The 21,592-nt window shown below is 61.0% G+C and carries 18 protein-coding genes; 9 read left to right on the plus strand and 9 right to left on the minus strand.

Translation table 11 applies throughout. From position 1 onward, the window contains the following. Together AB5Y90_RS18430 and AB5Y90_RS18435 are read left to right on the plus strand one after the other, a co-directional pair. Positions 1–603: Gfo/Idh/MocA family oxidoreductase (locus tag AB5Y90_RS18430; RefSeq protein WP_368167516.1), on the plus strand; the 603-nt coding region annotated here is incomplete at its 5' end. 309 nt (positions 604–912) lie between these two features. Beyond that, entirely contained in the window at positions 913–1,161 is a 249-nt protein-coding gene (locus AB5Y90_RS18435) for a hypothetical protein (protein ID WP_042030661.1), read from the plus strand. A gap of 62 nt (positions 1,162–1,223) precedes the next feature. Here the strand turns inward: AB5Y90_RS18435 and rimJ are convergent, their stop codons facing one another. Both rimJ and AB5Y90_RS18445 read right to left on the minus strand, forming a co-directional pair. Next, positions 1,224–1,775, minus strand: a complete 552-nt coding sequence (rimJ, locus tag AB5Y90_RS18440) for a ribosomal protein S5-alanine N-acetyltransferase (RefSeq protein WP_368167518.1) — start codon at positions 1,773–1,775, stop codon at positions 1,224–1,226. After that, positions 1,775–2,329 carry a GNAT family N-acetyltransferase gene (locus AB5Y90_RS18445; RefSeq protein WP_368167520.1) on the minus strand — a complete coding sequence of 185 codons (555 nt, stop codon included), beginning with the start codon at positions 2,327–2,329 and terminating at the stop codon, positions 1,775–1,777. The genes rimJ and AB5Y90_RS18445 overlap by 1 nt, the downstream gene beginning before the upstream one ends. A 347-nt stretch (positions 2,330–2,676) precedes the next feature. Between AB5Y90_RS18445 and AB5Y90_RS18450 the strand changes: the two genes are divergently transcribed. Further along, a complete protein-coding gene (locus AB5Y90_RS18450) occupies positions 2,677–4,452 on the plus strand; it encodes a M4 family metallopeptidase (protein ID WP_368167522.1) in 1,776 nt (591 codons plus the stop codon). A 32-nt stretch (positions 4,453–4,484) separates the two neighbouring features. On the opposite strand, the gene AB5Y90_RS18455 is transcribed toward AB5Y90_RS18450, so the two are convergent. Beyond that, positions 4,485–5,378, minus strand: coding sequence for a LysR family transcriptional regulator (locus AB5Y90_RS18455; RefSeq protein WP_005358091.1), 894 nt, complete (start codon positions 5,376–5,378; stop codon positions 4,485–4,487). Between the two features lie 92 nt (positions 5,379–5,470). Here AB5Y90_RS18455 and mdtH point away from each other — a divergent pair, with 92 nt between their 5' ends. Beyond that, positions 5,471–6,667, plus strand: a complete 1,197-nt coding sequence (mdtH, locus tag AB5Y90_RS18460) for a multidrug efflux MFS transporter MdtH (protein WP_368167524.1) — start codon at positions 5,471–5,473, stop codon at positions 6,665–6,667. Positions 6,668–6,806: 139 nt separating this feature from the next. Beyond that, the gene (locus AB5Y90_RS18465) at positions 6,807–7,718 is read left to right on the plus strand and encodes a GNAT family N-acetyltransferase (protein ID WP_368167526.1); all 912 of its coding nucleotides are present in this window, start codon (positions 6,807–6,809) and stop codon (positions 7,716–7,718) included. Positions 7,719–7,966: 248 nt separating this feature from the next. On the opposite strand, the gene prfC is transcribed toward AB5Y90_RS18465, so the two are convergent. Beyond that, positions 7,967–9,556, minus strand: a complete 1,590-nt coding sequence (gene prfC / locus AB5Y90_RS18470) for a peptide chain release factor 3 (RefSeq protein WP_085942998.1) — start codon at positions 9,554–9,556, stop codon at positions 7,967–7,969. Between the two features lie 429 nt (positions 9,557–9,985). On the opposite strand from prfC, the gene AB5Y90_RS18475 reads away from it, so the two are divergent. Next, positions 9,986–10,708 (plus strand): SDR family oxidoreductase, encoded by a 723-nt coding sequence (locus tag AB5Y90_RS18475; protein ID WP_139402495.1) that lies wholly within the window; start codon positions 9,986–9,988, stop codon positions 10,706–10,708. Between the two features lie 140 nt (positions 10,709–10,848). Here the strand turns inward: AB5Y90_RS18475 and AB5Y90_RS18480 are convergent, their stop codons facing one another. The 3 genes from AB5Y90_RS18480 to AB5Y90_RS18490 all read right to left on the minus strand — a co-directional run bounded on the left by AB5Y90_RS18480 (position 10,849) and on the right by AB5Y90_RS18490 (position 16,000). Next, on the minus strand, positions 10,849–12,696 hold the full coding sequence (locus AB5Y90_RS18480) for a diguanylate cyclase (RefSeq protein WP_368167527.1): 1,848 nt from the start codon (positions 12,694–12,696) through the stop codon (positions 10,849–10,851). A 226-nt stretch (positions 12,697–12,922) separates the two neighbouring features. Further along, positions 12,923–14,377, minus strand: a complete 1,455-nt coding sequence (gene viaA, locus AB5Y90_RS18485) for an ATPase RavA stimulator ViaA (RefSeq protein ID WP_139473182.1) — start codon at positions 14,375–14,377, stop codon at positions 12,923–12,925. A gap of 9 nt (positions 14,378–14,386) precedes the next feature. Then, complete coding sequence (locus tag AB5Y90_RS18490; protein WP_368167529.1) at positions 14,387–16,000, minus strand: ATPase RavA domain-containing protein; 1,614 nt, start codon at positions 15,998–16,000, stop codon at positions 14,387–14,389. Positions 16,001–16,314: 314 nt separating this feature from the next. Here AB5Y90_RS18490 and AB5Y90_RS18495 point away from each other — a divergent pair, with 314 nt between their 5' ends. Together AB5Y90_RS18495 and rimI are read left to right on the plus strand one after the other, a co-directional pair. Next, positions 16,315–16,749, plus strand: a complete 435-nt coding sequence (locus AB5Y90_RS18495) for a DNA polymerase III subunit psi (protein ID WP_368167531.1) — start codon at positions 16,315–16,317, stop codon at positions 16,747–16,749. A 118-nt stretch (positions 16,750–16,867) separates the two neighbouring features. After that, positions 16,868–17,317, plus strand: coding sequence for a ribosomal protein S18-alanine N-acetyltransferase (gene rimI / locus AB5Y90_RS18500; protein WP_005349003.1), 450 nt, complete (start codon positions 16,868–16,870; stop codon positions 17,315–17,317). Positions 17,318–17,354: 37 nt separating this feature from the next. Here rimI and AB5Y90_RS18505 read toward each other — a convergent pair whose 3' ends face one another. Continuing rightward, positions 17,355–17,900, minus strand: coding sequence for a hypothetical protein (locus tag AB5Y90_RS18505; protein WP_368167533.1), 546 nt, complete (start codon positions 17,898–17,900; stop codon positions 17,355–17,357). Positions 17,901–18,085: 185 nt separating this feature from the next. On the opposite strand from AB5Y90_RS18505, the gene AB5Y90_RS18510 reads away from it, so the two are divergent. Then, a complete protein-coding gene (locus AB5Y90_RS18510; RefSeq protein ID WP_368167535.1) occupies positions 18,086–19,876 on the plus strand; it encodes a long-chain fatty acid--CoA ligase in 1,791 nt (596 codons plus the stop codon). An 81-nt stretch (positions 19,877–19,957) separates the two neighbouring features. Here AB5Y90_RS18510 and gshA read toward each other — a convergent pair whose 3' ends face one another. Further along, the gene (gene gshA, locus AB5Y90_RS18515) at positions 19,958–21,556 is read right to left on the minus strand and encodes a glutamate--cysteine ligase (RefSeq protein WP_088870144.1); all 1,599 of its coding nucleotides are present in this window, start codon (positions 21,554–21,556) and stop codon (positions 19,958–19,960) included. Positions 21,557–21,592 lie beyond the last annotated feature (36 nt).

Consider the following 21,592-nt stretch of genomic DNA (forward strand, 5'->3'; position numbering starts at 1 on the left):
CACTTCGATCGCTATCGCCCCGAAGTGCGCCAGCGCTGGCGCGAAGCGGGTGGCCCGGGTTCCGGCCTCTGGTTCGATCTCGGCCCTCACGTGCTGGATCAGGCATTGCAGCTGTTCGGCCAACCGGACTGGTTGCAGGCCGATCTGGCCGAGCAGCGCCCCGGCGCACTGGCGGACGACTACTTCCATGTGGTGCTGGGTTACGGTGCTCTGCGGGTTATTCTGCATGGCAGCTGTCTGGTCTCGGCCACCATGCCGCGCTTTGTCATTCACGGCAGCCAGGGTTCGTTCGTGAAATTCGGTATGGATGTGCAGGAAGATCAGCTCAAGCAGGGCTTGCGGCCACCGGCGGCGGATTGGGGCATGGATAGCGAACCCGGTCAGCTCAGCCGTATTGTCGATGGTCAGTTACAGCAGCAGAGCGTGGTGGGTGAGGCGGGGGATTATGGCGCCTACTATCGCGGTGTCTGCGCCGCCATCAAGGGGGAAGGGAGCAACCCGGTGCCAGCAAGTGAAGCGCTGGCGGTGATGGCGCTGCTGGATCTGGCCCGTCAGAGCCACCTTGAGGGAAAACGGCTGCCCTGTCAGAAGCTGTCTGACTAAGGTACGGGTCATCGGCCGCGCTTGAGCAACCTTGACCTTGTTAAACCGCCGCAAGATGACAGCAAAGTGGTGTTTTATTGTGCAATTAGCGCCATTTAACGGCATCTTGTATTGATATCAGTCGTTGCAGTGGAGCTTTTTATCCACGGCACGAAAAAATGTCATTGTGATATCCGTTTTCATCGGTAACTAATGGGGCTATATTGCGCCCGCCTGCTGCCTCCCGGCTTCTTGTTTCAATACCGGGCAACGGTGGGCGCTGTGATGGTTGCACAGACCATCTCTCCATCTTTTTTTGAGGGAATGCACATGAACAAAGTACTGGTAGCCGGTATCCTGGGTCTGATGTTGACTGCTTGCGGTCAGAAAGAAGAAAAAGCTGCCGCTCCTGCTGCTGCTCCGGCCGCCGAAGTTGCTGCCACTGTAGAAAAAGCCGCTAGCGAAGCCACCTCTACCGTAGAGAAGGCCACCTCCGAAGCGACTGCAACTGTAGAAAAAGCTGCTGACGAAGCCGCTACCAAGGTTGAAGCTGCAGTGAGCGATGCCAAGGCCAACTAAGCCTGCACCTCATTCGAAGACGGGTCCGAAGGCAACTTCGGGCCCGTTTTTTTATCTGTCGCTCAGGGGGCCGGATTAATCAGCGAGGTGAGGATGTGATCCTCCCAGCGGCCATTGATCATCAGATACGCCCGCGCGAATCCCTCACGCTCGAAGCCGAGCCGCTCCAGCAAGGCGCCACTGCGCTGATTGGCTGGCATATAGCAAGCCATGATGCGATGCAGATCGTGCTCCCGAAACAGGTAGTCGATGGCGGCTGACAGCACCTCTCCCATCACCCCCTGTCCCTGATGCTGCTGGTCGATGGCGTAGCCCAGATGACACGCCTTGAAGACCCCCATCAGGATATTGCTGAAGTTGCAGGTAGCGATCACCCGCTCGCCAGCCGGATCGAGGGCCACCAGATTGACGCCGGTGCCGTTGAAGAACTGGCTGTAGCTGTCCTGCAGCCGGGCATGCCAGTACGAGAGGGTGTAAAAGTGCTCGTCGCGCAGCGGCTCCCATGGGGTAAGGTGGTCGCGATTGCGCCGGTAGAAATCGAGCATCATGGGGGCCCGATCCGGCGACAGTATGGTCAGGTGGGTGCGGGCCGTCTTGATATGTGGCAGCGCCATCAGGACTCCCGCTGTCTTAGCCACTCATCGCGCAGCAAGCTGTAGTGGGTGTGATCCACAATCCGGTTGCCCAGCCGCTCTGCGCGCCGGGTCACCCCCTCAAGCTGCATCCCGAGCCGTTCACAGACCGCTCTGCTGGGCTCGTTATCGGTGGCGGCGCTGATCTCCACCTTCTCCATCCCCATCTCCTCGAAGGCGTGGTGGATCAGGGCCTGGCAGGCCCGGGTGATGATGCCGTTACCCTGCCAGCGCTCCGCCAGCCAGTAACCGATGACCACCTTGCCAAGGTCGTGATCGATGCTGTTGTAACCTATAACCCCCACCACCTCCCCCTGATACTCGATGGCGGTGGTGAGCCCCTCACCCCGGGCGAACTTCTCGATGGCACTGCGAATGAAGAGGGCGATGTCGACGGGGCGCTGGATCAGTGGCGGCCAGGGTAGCCACTGGGAGAGGTACTCCCGGTTGTCATTGCAGAGGGCAAACAGTTCGCTCGCCATATCGGGCTGCAAGAAGAGCAGCGCAAGCTCGTCGTCCAACTGCCATGAAAACATGGGATTCTCCTTTCAAATCAGTGATCAAATAGCGAACCAGCCACCCAATGTAGCCAATCGCCACTGGCCGCGCCAGCCACTTTTACGGCCCTCCTCCGGCAGGCTTCGCAGAGGGTGACTGCGCACGTACTCTCCTCCCTCAAAAGAGGAGGGTGGGTGTCTGAAACCGGATAATGCTCTCCACATGGCGCCGACGAATACCCACAAACGGCACTTTGGCAGATCCTGCTACCCCTTTGTGCTGCGCTGTCACTTTTGACAGGGGGCACTTTCCCCCACCGGCACTAGCTTCAAAACGCCCGACCTTCGGTCGGTTTATCAACCTCACCGATTTAAGGAAAGAAGAGATGAATAAAATTTATCTGGCCGTTGCGCTGGCCTGCTGGGGAAGCGCCGCACTGGCGGCGCAAGAGGTAGAGATCAACGTAACGGCAAACGGCATCCGGGCCATGACAGGCCTCAGTGCCGCGAGTGGTACCTTGCAGCTGGAAGATGGCGAGTTTCGTCAGGTGCGGGTGGTCAAGCTGCCCAACGGCCAGCAGCGGATCCGCTACGAGCAGGTCTGGAACGGCATCCCGGTAATGGGTCAGGTCGTCGTGGTTGACAAGAGCCTGAGCGGCCAGCTGCATCAGGCCAGCGGGCGCATGCTGCGCCAGATCGATCAGGATGTGGCAAGTCCGGTCGCCACCCTCTCGCCACAGGATGCCGCCAGCAAGGCCAAGGCGGGCAGCAAGGGGAGCAACGAGCAGGTCAAACTCTACGTGATGCAGGATGAGAACGGGCTGGCCCGGCTGGTTTATCAGGTCTCCTTCATCGCCGAAGGTGACAAGCCAAGCCGCCCCTTCGTCATTCTTGATGCCCAGAGCGGTGAGGAGCTCAAACGCTGGGAGGGGATCAACCACAAGGACGCCACTGGCCCGGGGGGCAACATCAAGACCGGCAAATACGTCTACGGCACCGACTTTGGCCCGCTCATCGTGGATGACAACTGCCGGATGACCAGCCCCAACGTCGATACCATCAACCTCAACCACGCCACCTCAGGCGGTGCCATCCACCAGTTCACCTGCCCGGAGAACCGGGTCAAGGAGATCAACGGCGCCTACTCGCCCCTCAACGACGCCCACTACTTCGGCAACGTGGTGTTCGACATGTACCGCAACTGGTACAACACGGCGCCCCTCACCTTCAAACTGAAGATGCGGGTTCACTACAGCAAGAATTACGAAAATGCCTTCTGGGATGGCAGCCAGATGACCTTCGGTGACGGCGCTACCACCTTCCACCCGCTGGTGAGCCTTGATGTGGCGGCCCACGAGGTGAGCCACGGCTTTACCGAGCAGAACTCCGGGCTGATCTATTCAGGACAATCCGGTGGCATCAACGAGGCCTTCTCCGATATGGCGGGGGAAGCGGCCGAGTTCTACATGAAAGGGAGCAACGACTGGCTGGTTGGCGCCCAGATCTTCAAGGGCAACGGCTCACTGCGCTACTTCGAGGATCCGACCCGGGATGGCAGATCCATCGGCCATGCGAGCGACTACTACGACGGCATCGACGTGCACCACAGTTCGGGGGTCTATAACCGCGCCTTCTACCTGCTCGCCACCAGCAGCGGCTGGAACACCCGCAAGGCATTTGAAGTCTTCTTGCTGGCCAACCGCCTCTACTGGGGCGCCAACCCCAACTACCAGCAAGGGGCCTGCGGCGTCATCCGGGCGACCGCCGATCTGGGTTACAGTCAGGCGGATGTAGCACGGGCCTTCCAGACCGTCGGGGTTGATGCCAGCTGCGGCACCACGCCGCCACCGAGCGATAACGTACTGCAAAACGGCGTGCCGGTAAGCAACCTCGCCGCCAGCAAGGGTGGCAAGCTCAACTACACCCTGAACGTACCGGCGGGCACCAGGTCGCTGCAGATCAGCAGCAGCGGCGGCACCGGTGATGCCGACCTCTACGTCCGCTTTGGCAGCGCCCCCACCAGCAGCAGTTACGACTGCCGTCCCTACAAGGGGGGCAATAACGAAAGCTGCTCGTTCACCAATCCCAAGGCGGGCACCTGGCATGTGCAGCTGTCAGGGTTTTCCGCGTTCAGTGGCGTAACCCTCAAGGCCAGCTACTGATCCACCCGATGCGGGCCTTGTCCCGCATCGTTCTACTCATTGCGCCACCGTTTCGCCAGCGTGCGGGCGGTGGCCAACACGGTTTCCCGGGCCGGGTTGGGCCGCTTGCCACCGCGCCACGCCATCATCACATCCCAATGTTCCTGCGGCAGATTGCGCACATCGAGCCTGACCAGCCGCCCCACCTCCAGATCCCGCTTGATGGCCAGCTCCGGCATCAGGGTGATAAACCCGTGTTCCAGCGCCAGATCCCGCGCCGCACTGGCGGGTTGCACCGCATGCAGGGGGCTGGCGGCCCGTCGCAGCCGCCGCAACTGCTGGATAAAGACGTCACACCCCGGCCCCCATACCTGAGGCGCCAGCCGCTGGTCGGCAATATCCTCCAGGGTGAGGCCGTGACAACCGGCCAGCGGATGCAATGGCGAGGCGATAGCAATAATGGGGGAGCAACAGAGCAGTTCCATCTGCAGGCCCGCAACCGGCGGGCGCTTGAGCACAAAGCCGATATCGGCCTCGCCGGTCAGCAGCGACTGCATGATCTCGCCGGAGTGATCCGTGGTGCAGCGGATCTCGAACGGCTCGTCCACCAGCTCCATCAATAGCGAGCCAAACACCACCGAAGTAAGAGATGGTAGGCTGGAGAGACGGATACAAGGCAGCGCAGGCGCCCCCTGCAGTGCCAGCCGCCCTTCGCTCAGGATCGCCAGCGCAGAGCGGGCCGATGGCAGAAACTCCTCGCAGGCACGGGTCGGCGTCACCCCGCGTCGATGACGCTGAAACAGCGGCACCCCGAGGCTCTCCTCCAGCTGGGCAATCCGCTGGCTCACCAGCGGCTGTGACCAGCCACGAATGGCCGCCGCCTGACTGAAGCTGCCCAGCTCGGCCACATCCAGCAGCAGTTGCAGATCGTCCAGATCCATAGACATAAATAATCCTGATATGAAATATAGGTAGTTGTCGTCTACCACTATATCTAAACCCTCTCCAGAATGAAGGTATCTGTGAATGAGAGGGCGTTATGGTCGATAGGGCGAGGTTTTGGGGGCGCTGGTTTCTGGCGCTGGATACCACACTGGTGATCCTGGGTTTCTTTGTGGTGATGCCGATGATCAGCCTGCGCTTCGTCGATCAACTCGGCTGGGCGGCCGGTCTGGTGGGGCTGGCGCTCGGCCTGCGCCAGCTGACCCAACAGGGGCTGGGGATCTTTGGCGGCTCCCTCGCTGACCGTTTCGGCGCCCGCCCGCTAATCGTCACCGGCATGCTGTTGCGCGCCGTCGGCTTTGCCACCCTGGCCTGGGCCGACAGTGGCGCCATGCTGATCTTCTCCTGCTTCCTCTCCGGACTGGGCGGTTGCCTGTTCGACCCGCCCCGGGCGGCACTGGTGATCAAATTTACCCGTCCCCATGAGCGGGGCCGCTTTATCTCCCTGCTGATGATGCTGGAGAGCGCAGGGGCCGTCACCGGTGCCCTGCTCGGCAGCTGGCTGCTGCGCTTTGACTTCACCTATGTCTGCCTGCTGGGCGCCGGGCTCTTCACCCTGGCGGCCCTGTGCAACTGGACCCTTCTGCCTGCCTACCGCCTCTCGGTCAAACCGACTCCGATGCGGGAAGGGTTGGGACAGGTGCTGGCGGATCGCGCCTTCTGCCGACTGGTACTGATCCTGAGCGGCTACTACATGCTGTGGGTACAGGTGATGCTGATTTTCCCTATTCTGGTCAAGCAGCTCTCCGGCACCACCACGGCAGTGGGCTGGATGTACAGCCTGGAAACGGCGCTGTCACTGGCGCTGCTCTACCCCATCGCCCGTTTCAGCGAACGGCGCTATCGGCTGGAGACCCGACTGATGGCAGGTATCCTGCTGATGACGGTGGGGATCGGGCTGGTCGCTTTCGTCAGCACCCTCTCCGGCATCTTCGTACTGCTGGCCTGCTTCTATCTGGGGATCATCATCTGCGAACCGGCCCGGGAGACCCTGATGACCCGGCTGGCCAACCCCACAGCCCGCGGCAGCTACATGGGCTTCAGCCGCCTCGGACTGGCGCTTGGAGGCATGACCGGCTATGTGGGCGGAGGCTCCCTCTATGACTTCTCGCTGCAACAGGGACAACCGGCCCTCCCTTGGCTGGTGCTGGGCACCATAGGCGTCGCCACCATGTTGCTGCTCGCCCGCTGCTTCTCCCGCCGCCCGGAGCTGGCTATCAGAGCCGCCGCCTGACGACCGCCCCACCTGCGGCAGCCCAATCAACGGGGCTGCCGCTCACCCCAAATTCTGCAAGTCATCACAGCAAAAGGTTGCGAATTACAACTTTTACGCTATTTTAGTTGTCATGCACAACTAAATAGGAAACCACGATATGGATCCCCGTCCCCTGCGCGCCCTGTCACGCGATCTGGTTCGCGAACTCGGCATGCTCTCCCAGCAGTGCGGCAATCTGGCCCTCACCCCCATCGAGGCTCACCTGCTGATCGAGCTGGAAAACGCCCCGGCCACCAACCAGCAACTGGCAGAAAAGCTGCACATCGACAAATCCAACGCCAGCCGCCCGCTGGCCCGCCTCGCCGAGCGGGAGCTCATCAGCTGGCACCCGCACCCCTCCGACGGCCGCAGCAAGGAGGCCCGCCTCACCGTCAACGGTCAGGGGATGCTGCTGGAGTTGCACCGGGAGATGGACGGGGCGATGGAAGAGATGCTGGCGCAGTTGAGCCTGCCTGAGCGGGAGCAGCTGTGGCAAGGGCTGCGGCTCTATCGCAGCGCCCTCTCCCGCGCCCGTCGCCAGCGGGGCTACCAGATCCGCCCCATCACAGCGGCAGACAATCCCCAGATCGCCTTGGTGATCCGCGCCGTCTCGGCCGAATATGGCCTCACCGCCGACAAGGGGTATGGGGTATCCGATCCCAATCTCGACACCCTCTCCCAAAGCTATCAGGGGGAAAAGAGCCGCTATTGGGTTATCAAAGGGCCGGACGGTTCCATCCTCGGCGGTGGTGGTATCGCGCCATTGGCGGGAGAAGAGGGAGTCTGCGAGCTGCAGAAGATGTACTTTATGCCCGCCCTGCGCGGACTGGGCCTTGGCAAGCGGCTGGTGTTGCAGGCACTGGACGAGGCGCGCGCACTTGGTTATCAGCGCTGCTATCTGGAAACGACCGAGGTCTTGCGCGAAGCCACCAGCCTCTATGAATCATTGGGCTTTGAACACCTGCCCGGCCCCCTTGGCTGCACCGGCCACGGGGATTGCGAGATCTGCATGGTGCTGACACTGGGGTAGCCCCCTCATCCCCAACCCTTCTACCGCAAGGGGAGAAGGGGGCAAAAACACTTCCGCGACCTTTCAGGCAGACCTCTGATGGTTCCCTCTCCCTCCGGGAGAGGGCTAGGGTGAGGGCTGCTTGCGACTGGTATATGCTGAACCATTACCCCCTGCATCCCTCCTTAAACAGGCAAACGGCACAAAACAAGAGACCCCGCCGAAGCGGGGTCTCTTTGATTATCTGCCAATAAGCAAACCAGCGGTGATCAGTGCTCGCGAGTCTGGCGGAACTCCACGTCGGGGTGGCGCTCCTGAGCCAGGCGCAGGTTGACCATGGTCGGCGCGATATAGGTGAGGTTGTCACCGCCATCGAGAGCCAGGTTGACCTCGTTCTTGCGCTTGAACTCTTCGAACTTCTTGACGTCGGTCCCTTCCACCCAGCGGGCGGTGGAGACGTTGACCGCCTCGTAGATGGCCTCGACGTTGTACTCGCTCTTGAGGCGCGAAACCACCACGTCAAACTGCAGCACACCGACCGCACCCACGATGAGATCGTTGCTGATCAGCGGACGAAACACCTGTACCGCGCCCTCTTCGGAGAGCTGGACCAGCCCCTTGAGCAGCTGCTTCTGCTTGAGCGGGTCGCGCAGGCGGATGCGGCGGAACAGTTCCGGTGCAAAGTTCGGGATACCGGTGAACTTGAGATCTTCACCCTGGGTGAAGGTGTCACCGATCTGGATGGTGCCGTGGTTGTGCAGACCGATGATGTCACCGGCGAAGGCGTCTTCCGCCTGCTCACGGTCACCGGCCATAAAGGTCACGGCGTCGGAGATGTTCACATCCTTGCCGATGCGCACATGGCGCATCTTCATGCCCTTGCTGTAAGTACCTGACACAATACGCATAAAGGCGATACGGTCGCGGTGTTTCGGATCCATGTTTGCCTGGATCTTGAACACGAAGCCGGAGAACTTCTCCTCGGTCGCTACCACTTCGCGGCTCTCGGCCTTGCGCGGCATGGGAGACGGCGCCCAGTCGGTCAGGCCATCCAGCATGTGGTCAACACCGAAGTTACCCAGTGCAGTACCGAAGAAGACCGGGGTCATCTCGCCAGCGATAAAGGCATCGTGATCGAACTCGGGGGAGGCGCCCTGCACCAGCTCCAGCTCGTCGCGCAGTTGCTGGGCCAGATCTTCGCCGACGGCGGCATCCAGATCCGGGTTGTTCAGCCCCTTGACCACCCGCTTCTCCTGGATGGTGTGGCCCTGACCGCTCTGATAGAGATAGGTCTCATCCTTGTAGAGGTGATAGACCCCCTTGAAGGATTTACCGCAGCCGATGGGCCAGGTGATGGGGGCGCACATGATCTTCAGCTCGCGCTCCACCTCATCCATCACTTCCATCGGGTCACGCACTTCACGGTCCAGCTTGTTCATGAAGGTGAGGATGGGAGTATCACGCAGGCGGGTCACTTCCATCAGCTTGCGGGTCCGGTCTTCAACACCCTTGGCGGCGTCGATGACCATCAGGCAGCAGTCGACCGCCGTCAGGGTACGGTAGGTATCTTCGGAGAAGTCCTCGTGACCCGGGGTGTCGAGCAGGTTGACCAGACAATCGGCATAGGGGAACTGCATCACCGAGGTGGTGATGGAGATACCACGCTGCTTCTCCATCTCCATCCAGTCGGATTTGGCGTGCTGACCCGAGCCACGGCCCTTGACGGTACCGGCGCGCTGAATGGCCTGTCCGAACAGCAGGACTTTTTCGGTGATGGTGGTTTTACCCGCATCCGGGTGCGAAATGATCGCAAAAGTGCGTCTCTTGGAGACTTCACTCAGAAATTCAGCTGACATAATTCAACGTTCTTCTATTGAGCGGTGGCATCAGCCACCGTGGGAATAAATCCGGAATGCCGCTCACGGCACATGTATACGCAACGAAAGCCACGCCAGCTGGCGTATTGCCAACCTGGTGGAGAGAGGGAGGAGGGTTGCGTTACATGGGTCTTCTCGCCTGAGTCAAAGCAAAATTGCGCGACATTATACCCGCGCGAGTGAAAAATACCCAGCCTGACAAGAGATGATAATTTGGCCGCTCAGCCGTTCCACAGGTTCCAACTGAACAGAAAATCAAACACTCCGAATCGGATGGCAGCATCCGGACCACGTGGACTTGGCCCCCTCCCCATGCCAGCAACAACCACTCTTGATAAATTTTCATACTTGGACTTTCCCTATCCAGCTACAAATATGTAAATCGTATCTACATAATGGAGAGGTCATTACATGAAACATTCCACCCTGCACAATCAACAGATCGTCATTATCGGTGGTACCTCGGGTCTTGGCCTGGCCACCGCCCAACAAGCGATCGAGCAAGGCGCCAAGGTCATTATCGGCGGTTCCAGCCGTGAGCAGCTTGCCACTGCGCTGGCTGAACTGGGCCCAAATGCCAGTGGCCATCAACTGGATATTCTCGACGTCGACTCCGTCAATCACTTTTTCAGCCAGCTGGATTCGCTGGATCATCTCGTCATCACCGCCGCCGTCATGCGACCAGGCAGCTTTCTCACCGCTGCCATCGAGGATTTGAAAATCAACATGGACAGCCGCTTCTGGGGAAGTGTTCATGCGATCCGCGCCGCAGCACCCAAACTGTCCGAACGCGGCTCCATCGTGCTCACGTCCGGGATGGTGACGCGCCGCCCACAACTAGGTAAGGCACTCCCTGCCGTTGCAGCTGGCGCGGTTGAAACGCTGGCTCACAGTCTGGTGACCGAGCTGACCCCCCGTCGGATCAACGTCATCAACCCGGGCCCCATGCGCACTCCCATGCTGCTTAAAGCACTGGGCAATGACCCACAAAAAGTGGCAGCCGTGGCGCAAAGCCTGCCGTTGAAGCGCTTGGGAGAGGGAGAGGATTATGCGCAGGCCGCACTATTCCTGATGAGCAATAACAACATGAATGGTGAAGTGCTTCACCTCAATGGCGGCAGCGCCTGGGCATAACGCCCTTCTAACGGTCTTCTGCGCTCGCGCTTGCCAATCTGCCATCTCAGGCAAGAACGAGCGCAGGGGACGAGCATCATCGCCGTATCTGTGTGCTCCCAATAGCGATGACACCCTGGTGAGTGACAATACCCAGCCCGTCACTCGTCTGTTTCCACCCGGTTGCGCCCCGCCTCTTTCGCACGATACAGCGCATTGTCGGCACGCTGGATCAAGGCCGCCAGATCCTGATCATCGTCTCGCAAAGAGGCACATCCGATACTGATGGTTACCGGGTACGACATGCCGGGCAGCGCCCGGTTGGCGACCGAGTGACGGATCCGCTCAGCCACCCGGCACGCCTCTTCAAGGCTGGTATCCGGCAGCAGGATCAAGAACTCCTCTCCGCCGGTACGCCCCAACTGATCCTGGTGCCGCAGCTGACGATCTGCCGCTCGAGAGACCCATTGCAGCACCCTGTCTCCTTGATGATGGCCCAGGGTATCGTTGATCCGCTTGAAGTGATCGATATCGAACACCAGCAGACAAAATGGCGAGCCCTGCCTGCGAGCCTGCGCCAACATATCGCTGCCCTGCCGCAGCACCCGACGGCGGTTGTTGATGCCGGTCAGCTCATCGGTAAAGGCCAGACGACGCATCCGACGGTTGCGATCAAGCAGCCACCCCATCGTCAGCAGCGCCAGTCCCCCGCAAAGCACCATCACCACCAGCAGCCAGAACCGACGCTCCTTGACCTGCTCCAGCTCCTGCTGCTGCAGTCGCTGCTCGACTCGCAGTCGCTCGTTCTCCCCCTCCTGACGGGCCAGCTCGAACTCGCCGCGAACCCAGGCCGTGCTCTGTTCCCGTAACAGCTGATCGAGCCGCTGCTCCTGCACCAGATGCTCCCGCAATGCAGCCAGCGCCGCCGGATAATCGCCTTGCAACTCGAGCGCCCGACTGCGTACCCAGTAGAGCTCGAGCAAAAAGCGCACGTGCCCTTCCACCTTCAAAATCGGCTCAATCTTCTCAAGCGCACGCAAGGCTGGCACTGGTTCCTGCTCTTCGACTCTCAACCTCGCCCGCACCAGCTCGAGATGCGCATGGAGGATGGGGTCAACGTCGGGAGAGAGCACCTTCGCCGCTTGTGCCAACAAGCGTCCCGCATCAGCGGGGCGATCCAGCCCGAGCAGAGCCTCGGCCTGCATCACCATGCGTTCGGCATGCTCAATCAGATATTGAGGCTGATTATAAAAGGCCGCACTGCGTTCAAGCTCGCCCAGCGCATCCTGATAACGCCCGGTCTGCAGATAGATCATCGCCAGTTGATCACTTAACCTTGCCGAGCCAAATCCATCGTGGCTCCTGGCAAAGTGTTCGCTCAACCGGTTGAGGGTGGCGAGCGCTTCGGCGTAGAGGCCCATACGACGAAATGTGGCTGCAATCTCGAGCTGCGCCTGGTGATACCAGGTGGGCAACCCCAGCTGTTCGTAGATATTATGCGCCTTGGTGAGATCCATCAGCCCCTGGCCTGAGACCCCCTGAAAAGACAGCATGGCCCCCCGGCGGGCCAGCGCCAGCGCCTCCAGCTTTGGCACGGCGGCCTCTCTTGCCAGCCGCAGCCCCTCATCGTAATCGTGACGAGCCTTCACTACCTCGCCGAGCAGCTGATTGAACCAGCCGCGGCAAATCGTCAGCTCCGCCACGGCGGCGTCATTACCCTGTTCGCGCGCAATGGCCAGCATCCGCTCCGCATTGGCGATGGCGGTACGGGACTCCTGCATGTCATCGGCCGATTGGGCCCAGCAAGCCAGACGACTGATCCGCATCTGCTGCGACGGCGGATAGGCGTTGCCGTCCCGCTGCAAACGGGCAACGCGCTCCCGCAGCAACTCGATCGGCTGGTAGACCCGCTCCATCCCTCCCAGTTCATTTTCCAACTGCTCGGGGGACAAGGGTTTGGCTGCCAGCCCGAACGCCGCCAGCAACAGCAGCAAGGCAAGTCGGCTCATACACACTCCGGATCAATGGGAAAGATCATCGGGCAAGCCGATGCCGGAAAATCACCATCTTTCCCCTGTAACAATGGTTGTAAAGGCTATCACCCGGACAGAGAGCCCGAATGGCAGGCTAGTCACATTTTACTGCGATATCATCGCGTTGGAATAAAAGCGGGGACGCACAGCGAAAAAGAGGGGGCGGGATAACAACTCAAGAGGGGTTGCCCCCTCCCGGTCACTAGTGATGCTGCCAGCGCCGCAGCAGCCGGCCGCGCAGGCCACAATCGAGCAGCCAGCTGTTGTCAAAGACCCGCAGCAGCGCCTGCTTGGCGTGGCGGGACATGGCGACGGCGTGAAAACGGGTCTGGCGCTGGCGATAGCGGTTCATCTGATCGAGCAGGGGATGGGGCAGACTCTGGGCGATAAAGTCGGAGATGACCAGCACATCCGCCTTGGCAAAAGCGGGATCATCGAGCTTGGCCAGCGCTTTTTCCAGACAAGGCACCAGATCGGTACCGCCGTGAAAACTCATGGAGAGGAAGCGTTCCGCCTTGTCCAGCCCGGTATCGGCGGTGATCTCGAGGGTCGCCACCTCGGTGGAGAAGAGCATCAGGTAGCAGCCGCGCTTCTCATCCATCGCCACCTTGAGCAACGCCAGAAAGAGTGCCTTGGCACACTCCTCGGGATAACCGCCCATGGAGCCCGAAGTATCGACACAGACGATAAAGGGGCCTCGCTGCTGCAACTGCTGCCCCCCCTGCTCCGGAGTACGCAACATGATGCGCTGGCGCGGCAAGGTGCCACGTGACTGATAGCTGAGCAGACGCCGCTCCAGATAGCGGCGGTAGAACTCCAGCTCCAGCTCGGGCAGGCCCAGCATCACCGCCTCGCTTGGCAGCAGCCGCATCAGATCGCTCGCCTGATGGATGCCCACCAGATCGTCCGGCACATCGTCGCTGGGAGCGGGCTCCAGCTCCAGCACCTGAACCGGCGGCACAGGTTGCTCCTGCGCCCGCCGATCCCGCTCGCTGCGCCCGAGCAGACCGGCAATCTCCGCCAGCAAAGGCTCGCGCTGCAACATGCGGGCGTATTGCTTGACCAGCACTAGACTGCGCTTGTGCCAGTGCCCCTGCGCCAGATCCCACAAACCACCAGCGGAGATCTGGTTGGGGTCGAGGGCATCGGCCAGGGTGCGGCTCGCCAGCAGCTGATCTTCAATCTCCTGACGCTGCTTCTCCCGCTCCGCTTCGGCGATCTGCTGCTGCAACTGCAACAGGCTCCCCACCAGACTGGCGCGCCACTTGTCGATAAAGAGCTGGCGCAGCCCCTCGGTGGGGTGGGCCGTCAGCTGACGCACCAAGGATCGTGCCTCCCCAGCGAAGGGGCTGTACTGCTCCAGCGACTCCAGTAGGCCGGGCAGGCGACCAATCAGCTCGGTCATCGGCAGTTGCCGGTGTGCCTGATAGAGCAGGTACTCCTGCTCCAGCGCCACCGGCACCGGCTTGTGACGGATCTCCTCACCAAGCTGCTCGCCCCAACTCTGCAGGCGCTTTTTCAGCAGCTTGCCCTGTAGCGGGGAGCGTTTGATAAATTCGGAAATCTTGGGTGAGGCCGCCAGCAGCGCCACCACCTCTCCCGCCAGCTCACCCTCTCCCATGAGAAGGCCCAGATCCAGCATGCCGATCTCAAGCATGAGCGCTCCTTACTCGTCCAGCCTTGGCAACCGCTCGCGCCACTGGGTCAGCTCGCTGCGCAGCAGTTCGAGATCCCGGTTCAGCACAAAGAAGCTGTCTTCCACCTGCTGCAGCCAGCGCTGGGCGATAAAGAGGTGTTGCTGGTGACGCTCGAACAGGCTGCGCTGCTGTTTGAGCTCCTGCATCACCTTGCCGACCTGAACCAGCAGCTCGTCGAGCGACTGCAACCAGGGCGCCAGCACCACCTCGGGGATGGCGTTGCGCTCCATCAAAACCAGCGGGATCTGCTGGCGCTGGATATCGAGCACCTGCAGCCGCAGCTCATCGTCCAGTACCAGCTCGTAATGGCCCTCTTTCGGGTTGCCAAACTCATAACCCACCAGCGCCTCACCGGTGGGGCGCCAGTGGGAGAGCAAGGTGCGATCGAACACCAGGGTGCGGGTGAGCCGTTCAGGATCGCCGCCATCCAGCGGCGCCGGGGTGAGCAGATGGAAGTGCACCTGCTTGCCAAAGGGTCTGGCATTGGCAAGCGGGATCTCGATCCCCCTCGCCCGCCGGCCAAACCACTGCTTGCGTTGCCGGGCCTTTGTGCACAGGCGCTGGGCCACGCTCTGTTTGAGCTGTTTGAACTGATCCCGCAGCGCCAGCAACTGACGGGTCATCGCCAGTTGCTGATAGCCGTAAAGGCGGGAAAACTCGGTCATCATCTCCAGCAGGGCGGTGCGGGACTCCTCGTCATGCCAGAGACAATCCTTGAACAGCAGCAGATCTACCGGTGCGACCTCATCGCGGCCATTGAAGAAAGCGCTCGCCTTGATAAGCCGTACCGCCTTCTTCCAGCGACGATCCGACACATAGCAACGATGGGCCAGCTGGCTGTCGAGCTGCTGGCGCAGCTGATAGATAAGCTCGAAACAGGCATCCGGCAGGCGCACCTGTTCAATCTGGCTCTGCCACAGCTCGTACTCATCCCCCCGGATCTGCAGGGATTCCGGCAGATTCTGGTGGGCGTGGCCATCGCTGGCCAGCATGGATTGAAAGTTGGCTTTCTCCTGCACCCGGTCCATCCAGATCCGCACCAGCATCCGGTCGTAGAGCGCTTCCAGCCCGCTGTCCGGCGCCGGCAGCTCGTTGGACGCGGTCACCAGCAAGCGCATCGGGATGGGGTGCTGGCTGTCGCCGTTGCGAAACTGCCGCTCGTTGATGGCGGTGAGCAGGGTGTTGAGGATGGCGGGGCCTGCCTTCCAGATCTCGTCGAGGAACACCACTTCGGCCTCAGGCAGATAACCAGTGGTGAGGCGCAGGTATTTGCCATCCTCTTTCAGCGCCTGAATGGAGAGGGGGCCAAACACCTCCTCCGGCGTACTGAAACGGGTCATCAGGTATTCAAAGTGGCGAGCGTCGTGAAAAGCCAGCTTGAGGCGGCGGGCAATCAGGCTCTTGGCGATACCGGGTGGCCCCAGCAAGAAGACACTCTCACCGCTTAGGGCAGCCAGCAGACCGAGGCGCAGGGCATCCTGCCGTTCGTAGAGTCCCTCACCGAGGGCGGCCAGCAGCCGGGGCAAGCGCTCCTGGATGGGAATAAGACGCGCAGGATTCTGGGCTTGAGCTAAAGACGACATAGAGAGTGTTCCGAAGCTGGGATGATGTTAGCCCCAAGGCGCGATATCCATTTGCTCGACCTTGGGTTTTGTCTTGTTATGATGTTTATTGTGGTGTCTCTTGCCGCACAATACCCGCCTCTGGCAGGAAAAAACGCAAGGGCCGTGCGATACCGTATCGGCAACGTGCTGCGCCCATGCATAGCCAGTGTCGTGATGAGCACCATGCCCGCATGCGCCAGATGATGCGTTGCAAAGGGTGCAGCAAAAGCGGTTCGAGTGTACCCTGCGCAACACAATTTTCCCCAATGCAGATCAAGAGTGAGTCGCCTCAAATGCAAGATCCCGTTCGTCAGAGCATGTTGGCCCGCATGGGCATTCAAAGCTGGCAACTGCGTCGTCCGGCATTGCTGGGGGCAGATCTCGCGCCCGAGCTTGCGCAAGATGCCGCACAACCCGGCCAGACGGCACCGGCCACCAGTGCTCCGCTGCCCAGCTGCAAACTCTGGTTGCTGGCGCCTCAGCTGCCTGCCTCCACGCTGCTGGCGGATATCTGCCAGTTGCTCGGCATGACCCCCGACGAGGTCTCACTGCTCAGCGAGCTGCCATCTGCCGACCTGCAAACGGCGGATGCCTCCCCCCTGCTCTGGCTGACGGAGGCCAACCCCGCGCGGCCAAATGCGCTGATCTGCCCGCTCACCCCCAGCGCCGCGCAAAAGCGCGCCCTGTGGCAACAGCTGCGCCAACACCTTGCGGCCAACGCGGCGTGATCCTGCATCATGCCGCCAAGACCCACTGTGATGCTGCTCTTTTTACCTGATTTTACAAATGCCGCCTCTGCAACCTCTGCCAACCCCAGTGCCCAATATCTTGCCATCCGGAGCCCCCATGCCTGAGTTTCGTCCCCTGCTCGAGAGCGATTTCGACCTTGTCTACCCCATCGAACAAGCCGCTCACAAGGAGCCATGGAGTGAGGCCAACCTGCTCTCCTGCTTCGGTCCTCGCTATCTCAATGGCTTGATGCTGGTCGATGGTTCCCCGGCGGGCTTCTATATCTCGGATCTGGTGGCCGGTGACAGCTCGCTGATGAACATCTGCGTGCATCCGGCGTTTCAGGGCAAGGGGTTGGGACGGGCGCTGTTGCAGGCCTATCTGGCGCGCAGCAAGCAAGCCGGGGCAGAGGCCTGGTTTCTCGAGGTGCGGGCCGGTAACCAGACCGCCATCAACCTCTACGAGAGCGCCGGTTTTGCCGAATATTGCCGCCGCGCCGACTACTACGGCACCGGCAACGACAGGGAAGATGCGGTGCTGATGTCGCGACTGTTCGATTTCGGCTGATCCAGCCTGTTCGTCGCGCCCAAGCCTTTTGTCCCCCTCAATCGAGGGGGGCGTTGTCCAGCGCGGGATCCTGCAAGGCCAGAGTGGTATGCACTACCGCCTCGAATCCGGCACCGGAGAGCGGCATATAGAAGCCACGCAGCCAGGTTTTCCCCGGCATCCAGATCTGGTCGATATCCACCACTATCTTGATGGGTCTGAGGGGCTGGCCCGGCTGTTGAATATAGATGCCTGGCGGCGTGGCGACTTTGGGAAAGCGGCGCAGGATCTGCTCGCTGCCATCCCCCTTGCCCGGGCTGAGCCGCACCTTCACCAGCCGGGCAAGCGGGCCAGCCATCTCCTTGCTCTGCCAGAATTTCTTCTCCAGATCGCCGCAGCGGCGGCACTTGGGGGTCTCCAGCACATAGAGCAGCGGATAGCCCAACGCCAGCGCCTGTTGCTGCGCCTGCTGATACCCCTCGGCCCCCTGATACCAGGGATTGGCGGGCCCCTGTGATGACGTTCCGGCAAAGAACCAAAACGCAGCGCCCCCCACCACCATCAGCCCGACCGCGGCCAACGCCCCTTTCACCCACAGATTCATATCGTTAACCCTCTCTCTGCCTCCTAGCAGTATCGGCCAGTCTGCGCAAAGGGAGAGCTATTTGCGCTCTTTGTGATCCAAGACAAACAGCGAACACTTGTAAGCCGTAATGTTGGAGTTTAAACTCTAGCCCGATTTTTAGTGCCCTCGCGGGCGTACAACTGTAATTAAAGGATGTTTAACTGATGCCGAAGCTTCATCTGGTTCGACTGATGCGTGAACGTATTGCCCAGCTTGGCAACAAGGCTGCCCTGCGGGTTCAGCAAGATGGCCAGTGGCGCGCCATCGGCTGGCGTACTCTGGGCCAGGCCATGGACTACTGCGCACAGGCGCTGATCCGTGCCGGCCACCAGCCAACCGAAATGGTCGGCATCTATGCCCGCAACATGCCGGAGTGGACCCAGGCCGATCTCGGCATCCTTGCCGCCCGCGGTGTCAGCGTCCCTATCTACCCTACCAGCACGCTCGATCAGCTGCGCTACATCGTCAAAGATGCCGGCATCAAGGTGCTGTTCGTTGGCGAACAACCCCAGTTCGATCAGGCGCTGCAACTGATTGAAAGCGGCGAGATCCGCCAGCTCATCGCCCTCGACGGCAGCGTCAACCTGCGCGGCTGCGAGCAGGCGAGCCACTTCCAGACATTTCTGGTCTCCGGCAACCATCAGCCCAGCGAGCAAGAGCTGCGAGTACGGGAAAGCCAGTACCGGATGGATGATCTGCTGACCCTGATCTACACCTCCGGCACCACAGGCGAGCCCAAGGGGGTCATGCTCGACTTCAGCAACATCGCCGCCTGTTTCGAGATGCACAACAGCCGCCTCGATCTGAACGAGCAGGATGTGTCGCTCTGCATGCTGCCGCTCAGCCACGTGTTCGAGCGGGCCTGGAGCTACTACGTGCTCTATTGCGGCGCCGAGAACGTCTATATCCGCGATCCGCAGAAGGTGATGGATGTGATTGGCGAGGTGCAGCCGACCGTGATGTGCGCTGTGCCGCGCCTCTACGAGAAGGCCTACGCCATGATCCAGGCCAAAGTCGCTCAGGCTCCGGCTCTGCGCCGTGCCCTGTTTGGCTGGGCGACCCGGGTCGGAAAACAGATGGTTGCCACCCGTCAGGCGGGCAAGTCCGCTTCCCCGCTGCTCTACGGCCAGCTCTGGCTTGCCGAGCGACTGGTGTTTCGCAAGCTGCGCGCCCGCTTTGGCGGCCGCACCCGCTTCCTGCCGGTGGCGGGCGCCCGTCTGGCCGACGATGTGAACCTCTTCTTCCAGGCGATGGGGCTCAACCTCAAGTACGGCTACGGCATGACCGAGACCACCGCCACCGTCTGCTGCTACGAAGACAGCCAGTTCAAGCTCGGCTCCATCGGCACGGCACTGAACGGCATCGAGGTGAAGCTGGGTGAGAACAACGAGCTGCTGGTGCGCTCCCCCACCGTAATGCGCGGCTACTACAACAAGCCGGACGCGACCGCCGAAGTGATGACCGAGGAAGGATTCCTGCGTACCGGCGATGCCGGTGAGCTCGACAGCCAAGGCAATATCTACTTCACCGAGCGCCTCAAGGAGCTGATGAAGACCTCCAACGGCAAGTACGTGGCTCCGCAACTGGTGGAAGGGACCATCGGCAAGGATCGCTTTATCGAGCAGATCGCCATCGTCGCCGATGCCCGCCACTTCGTCTCGGCGCTGATCGTCCCCTGCTTCGAGTCGCTGGAGGAGTACGCCCGCTCCATCAACCTGCAGTACCAGTGCAAGACCGAGCTGCTGCGCCACTCCCGGGTAATGGAGTTCTTCGAAGCCCGCATCGCCGACTTGCAAAAAGAGCTGGCCAAGTTCGAGCAGGTGAAGAAGTTTACCCTGCTGCCGAGCGCCTTCTCCATGGAGCTGGGTGAGCTGACCCCCACCATGAAGCTGCGCCGCAAGATCATCGAGGCCAAGTACCAGAGCGAAATCGAGGCGATGTATAACCACGTCTGATATCGCTCAGGTTCAGAGAAATGAAAAAGCCGCTCACTCGAGCGGCTTTTTGTTGGCACTTTGGTTGGTACGAACCCGCCTTCAGGCCGTGGTGGTACTGGTCCCGAAGTAGTCGGCCAGGAAGTCATCGAATGACAGGCTATCGCTGCGCTCGCGTTCACGCTGCTTGGCCAGCGAATCCTTCGCCTCACCGGCAAAGTAGGCCTCATCCCAGTACTGCAGCTCCCCTGCCAGCAGCTCCTCGCGATAGCGGGTCGCCAGCTTGTCGCCATAGCAGCCGTTGTCCTTGCCGCTCTCCAGCAGCTCCTTGAGCATGCGGGCGGAGTAGGTGAGCTCGGGGTTGAGCAGCTTCTCGCGGTGCATCGCCAGCGTCTCGCGATAGCGGTTGCGGCCGCAGCAGCGATCCAGCAGATCGGCCACCTGAGCCAGCTCGTCAAACAGTTTGAGGCCGTACTCTTTGAGACCAATGGCATTGCCCTGCTCATCTTCCAGCGTCAGGCCGGGACGACGCCCTTCCAGCACCACCTTGTTCTGGTTGCGGCGGTTGCGGGCAATCTCCTCGTCACTCAGCACCGGAGAGGGGCGCAGCAGGCACCAGACCAGGAACAGATCGAAGAAGCGGATCTGGTCGGCATCGATGCCGAGCGGAGTGAAGGGGTTGACGTCTACGGTGCGCAGCTCGATGTATTCGATGCCGCGCTGATCCAGTGCATCCGAGGGCTTCTCGCCGCTGCGCGGGGTGCGCTTGGGGCGGATCGGGGCGTAGAGCTCGTTCTCCAGCTGCAGCACGTTGTCGTTGAGCTGGCGATACTCCCCATCCACCTTGACCCCGATCTTGGCAAAGTCGGGATTATGGGTGTTGATGGCGCGGCGCAGGCTGCTGACATAGGCCGGCAGATTGTCGTGGCTGATCTTGAGCCCCGCCTGGGCGCTGTTGGTGTAACCGAGATCGGAAAGACGCAGCGCGGTGGCGTAAGGCAGATAGAGGGTACCCTTGCCGGTCTTCTCGAACGGCAGGTTGCTCTTGCGCCCTTTGAGGAAGGATTCGCAGATGGCCGGGGAAGCGCCAAACAGATAGGGCACCAGCCAGCCGAAGCGGTAGACGTTGCGAATAAGCCCCATGTACTTGTCGGAGATAAAGCGCTGGCTGCAGCACCCTTCGCACACCAGATCCTGCCACTCGCTCCAGAAGCTGTCGGGCATGGAGAAGTTGAAGTGCACCCCGGCGATCACCTGCATCAGGCTGCCGTAGCGGTTCTTCAAACCCTGACGGTAGAGGGTCTTCATCTTGCCGATGTTGGAGCTGCCGTACTGGGCCAGCCGGATGCTCTCTTCCCCGCCGACGAAACAGGGCATGGAGAGCGGCCAAATCCGCTCGTCACCCAGATGCTGAATCACATGGTGATGGATGTCGCCGAGCTGCTCCATCAGGCTGTCGATGGAGTCGGTGGCCGGGGTGATGAACTCCAGCAGGCTCTCCGAGTAGTCGGTGGTGATATTGGGATGGGTCAGGGCCGAGCCCAGCACCCGGGGATGGTCACTCTGTGCGAGTCGGCCATCCGGCGTGATGCGCAGGCATTCACGTTCGATCCCGCGCCGGATCCCCTTGAGCGCGGTGAGGCGCTCCGGTGATCCCAACGCATTCAGCAACTCGGTGAGCGACAAGCTTGTTGTAGTCATATTCACGGCTCATGTGAGGCCGCCCCATCCGGGGCG

This window comes from Aeromonas sp. R4-1 (assembly GCF_040908325.1).
Lineage (GTDB): Bacteria > Pseudomonadota > Gammaproteobacteria > Enterobacterales > Aeromonadaceae > Aeromonas > Aeromonas veronii.